General features: G+C 59.7%; 7 protein-coding genes. 4 read left to right on the top strand and 3 right to left on the bottom strand.

Annotation, left to right across the window (positions count from 1 at the left end; genetic code table 11):
* The 3 genes from AC1ATL_RS09130 to AC1ATL_RS09120 all read left to right on the top strand — a co-directional run.
* On the top strand, positions 1–1,037 hold a 1,037-nt coding region (locus AC1ATL_RS09130; RefSeq protein ID WP_476569984.1), incomplete at its 5' end, for an IS3 family transposase.
* Positions 1,038–1,206: 169 nt separating this feature from the next.
* Complete coding sequence (locus tag AC1ATL_RS09125) at positions 1,207–1,554, top strand: hypothetical protein (protein WP_476569983.1); 348 nt, start codon at positions 1,207–1,209, stop codon at positions 1,552–1,554.
* A 152-nt stretch (positions 1,555–1,706) separates the two neighbouring features.
* The gene (locus tag AC1ATL_RS09120; RefSeq protein ID WP_432623937.1) at positions 1,707–2,246 is read left to right on the top strand and encodes a peptidylprolyl isomerase; all 540 of its coding nucleotides are present in this window, start codon (positions 1,707–1,709) and stop codon (positions 2,244–2,246) included.
* A gap of 89 nt (positions 2,247–2,335) precedes the next feature.
* Here the strand turns inward: AC1ATL_RS09120 and AC1ATL_RS09115 are convergent, their stop codons facing one another.
* The 3 genes from AC1ATL_RS09115 to AC1ATL_RS09105 form a co-directional block, all read right to left on the bottom strand.
* Complete coding sequence (locus AC1ATL_RS09115; RefSeq protein WP_476569982.1) at positions 2,336–4,657, bottom strand: RelA/SpoT family protein; 2,322 nt, start codon at positions 4,655–4,657, stop codon at positions 2,336–2,338.
* 121 nt (positions 4,658–4,778) lie between these two features.
* The gene (gene dut / locus AC1ATL_RS09110) at positions 4,779–5,255 is read right to left on the bottom strand and encodes a dUTP diphosphatase (protein WP_476569981.1); all 477 of its coding nucleotides are present in this window, start codon (positions 5,253–5,255) and stop codon (positions 4,779–4,781) included.
* Entirely contained in the window at positions 5,255–5,548 is a 294-nt protein-coding gene (locus AC1ATL_RS09105) for a DUF4193 domain-containing protein (protein WP_026646096.1), read from the bottom strand. Before AC1ATL_RS09105 ends, dut begins: the two co-directional genes overlap by 1 nt.
* A 149-nt stretch (positions 5,549–5,697) precedes the next feature.
* Between AC1ATL_RS09105 and sepH the strand changes: the two genes are divergently transcribed.
* Positions 5,698–6,732, top strand: coding sequence for a septation protein SepH (gene sepH / locus AC1ATL_RS09100; RefSeq protein WP_476569980.1), 1,035 nt, complete (start codon positions 5,698–5,700; stop codon positions 6,730–6,732).
* Positions 6,733–6,750: the final 18 nt, after the last annotated feature.

Below are 6,750 nucleotides of genomic sequence, written 5' to 3'. Positions count from 1 at the left end.
TGGAGAGGAGGCTGGCGGAGACGCGGGCCCGTCTGGACGAGCTGGACGCCGACATCGAACGGCAGCGGCGGGAGAAGAAGGAGCTGGACATCGAGATCGCGATCCGGAAGGGCGCGTTGGAGCTGTTGGGAAAAGAGCCGGGCACAGACCCGGAAAACCTGACCAACCGCGAGAAGACGCTCCTCGTCAGGACCGTTAGCGAGACGCTGGGCGTTACCGCCAGGAGCCTGTTGGGTGTGGTCGGCATCGCGCGCAGCACCTACCATTACCAGCTCAACGCCATGAAACGTCCCGACAAGGATGCTTCCCTCCTGGAGCTCGTGCGCGAGGCGTTCGAGAACAGCGAGCGGCGCTACGGGTACAAGCGGATCCACCTGGAGCTGAAGGGCATGGGCGTCAGGGTGTCGGCGAAACGGATCATGAGGCTCATGACCGGAAACGGCCTGGTGCCCCTGTTCAAGAGCGCGAAGCGGTACAGCTCGTACAAGGGCGAGCTGACCAAGGCCCCGGCGAACCTGGTGGACAGGGATTTCCACGCCGAGCGGCCGAACATGCTGTGGGTCACGGATCTCACGGAGTTCTCGATCCCCGCGGGCAAGGCGTACCTGTCGCCCGTGATCGACTGCTACGACGGCATGCCGGTCGCGTGGACGATCGGAACGAGCCCCAACGCGGCGTTGGCCAACGGCATGCTGTTGGACACGTGCTCCACGCTCAAGGACGGCGAGAGGCCGATCATCCACAGCGACCGTGGCTGCCACTATAGGTGGCCGGAATGGATCCGCATCTGCGAGGACAACAACCTGACGCGTTCCATGAGCGCGAAAGGCTGTTCTCCCGACAACGCCGCCGCGGAGGGGTTCTTCGGACGCCTCAAGCAGGAGTTCTTCCACAAGCGCAGCTTCGCCGGCGTCTCGATGGACGAGTTCATCGGCATGCTGGACGACTACATGGTCTGGTATCGGGACAAGCGGATCAAGACGGAGTTCGGCATGAGCATCATGGACCGTCGACGCGAGCTCGGTCTTGTGGCATGATTGGTGGTGATGGAATCAATGACGAGTCCAACAAAACGGCACCAGCCCCGACGAGAAAGAACAATTCGACTACCATGTCAGGTACGGCGATATCAAAACACCGTATAATCTCGAACCATCCAGGACATCGATAAGCCAAATTACCTGCAACTGAAGTAAGGACGGAATCATGCGTAGCGAGTTCCCCGGGCTGTTGTATTGCGCGGGTACGTTAATCGCCGTGGCCTCTTGGACTCTTTTTATGTTCTCGAAAAAAATGCATCGGGAAGGCCGAACAGTATCCATCCTGCGGCTGTCCGTCATTTGGATACTGTTCCTCGTGAGTTCGACGCTGGCTCTCGCATCGTATCCGGTTTTTGAAATGCACTCGGAATCCATGGATCCGGATGTCATCGATTTCTACAGTCAGTCGTTCATACGACTGCTGCCGGCAGCAACCTGCATAATGAATCTGTGCGTATCGACATGCTGCTCCATGGCTCTTGTCAGCAAACGCAGAAAAACCGAGCACCACTAAAAACCAGATTCGCGGCATGTACTAGACCGGCGCCGTTCATTGGATCACCATCGATCCCATCACCAATCATGTCGCAAGACCCCACATCCTGCGTCGACCCATGATGCCTGTGCCAGACGCCCCGGTCTCAAGCCCATGAGACACTTAGGACCATGACTACAGTTATCATGCGCACCTCCGAAGGTGACATCAAAATCAACCTGTTCGACGACAAGACCCCGAACACCGTGGCCAATTTCCTTGGTCTCGCGACCGGCGAGAAGGAATGGACCGATCCGATGACCGGCCAGCCTTCCCATGAGCCGTTCTACAACGGCCTGACCTTCCACCGCATCATCAAGGACTTCATGATCCAGGGCGGTTGCCCGCTGGGCAACGGCACCGGCGGCCCGGGCTACGATTTCGACGACGAGATCGTTCCGGAGCTGAAGTTCGACCATCCGTATCTGCTGGCCATGGCAAACGCAGGCCTGCGTCGCGGCCGCGACGGCAAAATCCACGGCACCAACGGCTCCCAGTTCTTCATCACCACCGTGCCGACCCCGTGGTTGGATGGCCATCACACCATCTTCGGCGAGGTCGCCGATGACGAGTCCAAGGCCGTGGTCGACAAGCTCGAGGCCGTGAACACCGATCGCATGGACCGTCCAACCGAGCCGGTCGGCATCGTATCCGTGGAAGTGCTCAAGTAATAGTATTCAAGCGGCAATCGCCATACGATACGAATGAAGCCCCTCCGACGAGGGGCTTCATTTTTCTGAGATCCGATTGACCGGAACCGTCACATCTTGCGCAGCCGCGGTTCCGCGGAATCCTTCGCTCCGGTGATGCGGTACACATCGAACACGCCTTCGATCTTGCGCACGGCCGCAAGCAATGTGTTCAGATGCTGCGGGTCGGCCATTTCGAAGCTGAACTGGCTGGTGGCCACACGGTCAGTGCCGGTGGAGATCGCACCGGAAATGATGTTCACGCCATGATCGGACAGCACGCGCGTCACATCGCTCAACAGATGCGGACGGTCAAGCGCCTCGACCTGGATCTTGACCATGAACACACCCTTGGTGCTGGTCCACTGCACGTCCACCACACGTTCGGGCTGACGTCTTTCCAGTTCGAGCATGTTCTGGCAGTCCACGCGATGCACGGACACGCCTTGGTTGCGGGTAATGAAGCCGATGATCTTGTCTCCTGGCACCGGCATGCAGCAGCGAGCCAGCTTGACCCAGATGTCGCCCACACCCTTGACGGAAATACCCAACGAACTGGTGGTCTTCTTGGTGCGCTCCACTTGCTTGAGCGGCAACGCCTCCTGCTCAACCTCCTCGTCGACCTCGTCGCTGCCGGCATCCCGGACCAGATGGGAGATGACGTTCTGCGTGGAGATCTGCCCGTCGCCGATCGCCGCGAACACGGCATCGGCATTGGCGAAATTCAGCTCATCGGCGATGCCGACCAACGCTTCCGGAGTCATCAACGTGCCAATCGGCAGGTTGCGCTTGCGCATGGCGCGGGTCAGTTCGTCGCGCCCCTCCTCGACGGCTTCGGTGCGACGTTCCTTGCTGAACCATTGACGGATCTTGTTGCGAGCCTTCGGGCTTTTGGCGAAGCTCAGCCAATCACGTGACGGGCCGGCCGACTCGGATTTGGATGTCAGTATTTCGACGGTATCGCCGTTCTCAAGCTTGGTGTCGAGCGGCACCAACCGCCCGTTCACGCGCGCGCCCATGGTACGGTGCCCGACTTCGGTATGCACCGCGTAGGCGAAGTCGATCGGAGTGGCTTCGGCCGGCAGGGAGACGATCTTGCCTTTCGGCGTGAACACGTATACTTCGGATCCGCCCAGATCCTCCTTGAGCGATCCGAGGAATTCGTTGGAGTCCGGGGTCTCGCTCGTCCAGTCGGCAAGCTGTTGGATCCACTTGAGGTTGTCGGCCTCACTCAGCTCCTGATTCTCCCCACGCTTGCGGTCGGACTTGTCCGGCGAGCTCAGGGCACGGCCGGCCTGGCCATTCTCCTTGTATTTCCAGTGCGCGGCGATGCCGAACTCGGCGCGCCGGTGCATGTCCCACGTGCGGATCTGAATCTCGACCGGCTTGCCGCCAGGACCGACCACCGTGGTGTGCAGGCTCTGGTACATGTTGAGCTTCGGCATGGCGATGTAATCCTTGAAGCGGCCCGGAACCGGGCTCCACCGCGCGTGCACCGCGCCTAACGCCGCATAGCAGTCCTGAATCGTGTCGACGATGATACGCACGCCCACCAGATCGTAGATGTTCGCGAAATCATGTCCGCGCACAATCATCTTTTGGTAGATGGAGAAGTAGTCCTTCGGACGGCCCGTCACATAGGCCTTGATGTGCTGGGCGCTAAGATCCTCATTGACTTCGGCGAGGATCTGCTTCAGATACACGTCCCGCTGGCCGGCACGACGAGCCACCAACACCACGATCTCGTTGTAGATCTTCGGATACAGGACCTTGAAGCTCAGTTCCTCGAGTTCGGTCTTGATGGCGTTCATGCCGAGGCGATTGGCGAGCGGAGCGTACACGTCCAGCGTTTCGCGCGCCTTCTTCTGCGCGTTCGACTGCTTGACGTAACGCCATGTGCGGGCGTTGTGCACGCGGTCGGCGAGCTTGACCACCAGCACGCGCACGTCCCGGCTCATCGCCACCACCATCTTGCGGATGGTTTCGGCCTGGGCGGAATCGCCGTACTCCATCTTGGAAAGCTTCGTGACGCCGTCGACCAGTCCGGTCACTGTGTCGCCGAACTCGGCACGGCATTCGTCAAGCGTGTAATCGGTGTCCTCCACCGTATCGTGCAGAAGTCCCGCGGCCACGACCAGCGGCCCCATGCCCAGATCGGCGAGGATCTGCGCCACCGCAAGCGGATGGATGATGTAGGGCTCGCCGGATTTGCGTCGCTGCGACGAATGCTGGGTGACCGCGCGTTGGTACGCCCTTGAAAGAATGCTCATATCCTCGCCGGGATGATGGTATTCGCACATCCTCAGAATCGGCTCAAGCGGGTCGAGGGGATTCGTGCTGATCTCGCAACCCAGCATCCGGGCCGAACGAACCTCATGATCCATGTCGCTCATTTCATCCTCCTCGCTTGGAATGAACCCTATAGTACCCGCGTATCGACGCATATCGGGAGCACCCGACCGCATGTCGCGCGATCGGGTGTTTCCCAAAACCTTCGTTGGTCGTATGTGTCCGTCAGGATGCGACGCCGGTCGAACCGAACCCGCGCTCGGCGCGGTCGGAACCGGGCAATGTCTGCGCGTCGATGAATTTCGCCTCGACATACCGTTGGATGACCAGCTGCGCGATGCGATCGCCCGGATGGAACGTCACGGTATGCTCTGGGTCGAGATTGATCAGCGGCACTTTGATCTCGCCACGGTATCCGGCGTCGATGGTGCCCGGCGCGTTCAGCACGGTGACACCCTGTTTGACGGCAAGCCCGGAACGCGGATGCACGAGCGCGACGTAGCCGGCCGGCAACGCGATTGCCACTCCTGTGGGCACCAGTGCCCTATGGAACGGCTCAAGCGTGACCTCTTCGGTGGTGCGCAGGTCCGCGCCCGCGTCTCCGGCGTGGGCGTAATGCAGTTGAGCAGGTTGGTCGGGATTCAGCGACTTTACCAGAACCTCGACGTTTTCCGGCTCATTGTATGCTTCGTCGAACGCCATCAGGCAGCACACTCCTTGCATACCGGCTGGCCATCGGCGGTGGTGTGGTCAAGCTGGCTGCGATGCTTCACCAGGAAACATTCGGAGCAGATGAACTCGTCGCCCTGCATCGGGATGACGGTCACCGAAGCGTCCTCGTTGCTCAAATCGGCGCCCGGCAGCTCGTAATCCTCGGCGATGGCGTTCTCATCGTCATCCATGTCGTTGGAGTTGTTCTGAGAACCTTTGCCCAAAGCCTGGAGCGACTCCTCGTCCTCGTCCTTGTTGCGCGGGGAATCATAATCCTGTGCCATCGAGATTCCTTTCATCATCTACGGTGCCTTATGCGCCATAGAATACATGACTTTTCCCCCGCTAGAATACACGAATTGAAATACTCGTAAAATCCGACACGTGGGGCACAATAGAATTAATAGAAAAAATCAAGGGAAAGTGGTGTGTTGTGCCTGAGAATGCGCTCGAAGACGCACGGTTCGATCATGTAAGCGAAACCGGCGAACTCATCTTTGTTTCAGGTGCCGGCAAATTCGCCGTCAAAGTCACTGAATCGCTTGAAAGAGCCATTTTGGAGGCGAAGCAGATTCGCTCCGAAGCCCAGGAGGAGCATCAGGCCCAGGCCCCCGCCACTTTGCCGATATCGCAAATCCAATCGCTGATTCGAGCCGGCGCGAGTCCGACACGCGTCGCGGAACGTTATGGACTGAGCGAAGCACTCGTTCGGCGTTTCTCATCGGCGGTGGAGACCGAAAAGCAGTATGCGATCGAACAGTTCCTCGCCGTTCCCGCTCCAAAGGAAAGCCGGGTGCGGTCGCTTTCCGAGCTGATCGAGCGCACGTTCGCGGCCGCGCGGGTGCGTTTGGAAGGCGTGAAGTGGAAGGCCACCAGACGTGGATTGGAGCCGTGGAAGATCAGCGCGCAATTCGAATCCTCCGGTCGGACCGTCTGTGCGGAATGGTCGTGGAACATGCATGACAATGCGGTCGTCTGCCTCAATTCCGCGGCACGCAAGCTTATCGGCGAGCAGGACACATCGAAGGAAGGACATGCTGAAAAGCATGTCGATCAGGGATTCCTCACTTCGTTGAATCTTCCTGGAGATTCCGCACGTTCCGCACGTATCGAGCAGACGGTGTCCGCATGGAACACGCTGGAACCGCCTACGACGGCGCCCGCGCCGTCGGATGACGGCAGAACCGCCGCGAATGCCCTCGATGCGTCCAGCCCCATAACGAACAACGATGTGCCGTTGCCTGATCGTCCGGAGGCAGTGTCAAGCCTCCTGCCTACCGAAGCGAAGGCCCCGCAGGCTGCGGCCGACACCCAGGACGCGAAAACCGGAGTCGTGGAAGCGACCGCGTCCGCCACGCCCAAGACTGAGCAGACGCAGGACCCGCACAGCCAGAACACAACCAAGACGAAACGCCGTTCGGGGCGTTCCGCGGTGCCAAGCTGGGATGAAATCCTGTTCGGAGACTGACGACATCCTTTCCATGGG

The sequence above is a fragment of the Bifidobacterium sp. LH_743 genome (assembly GCF_056355775.1).
This window is presented reverse-complemented; position numbering and strand designations above follow the sequence as displayed.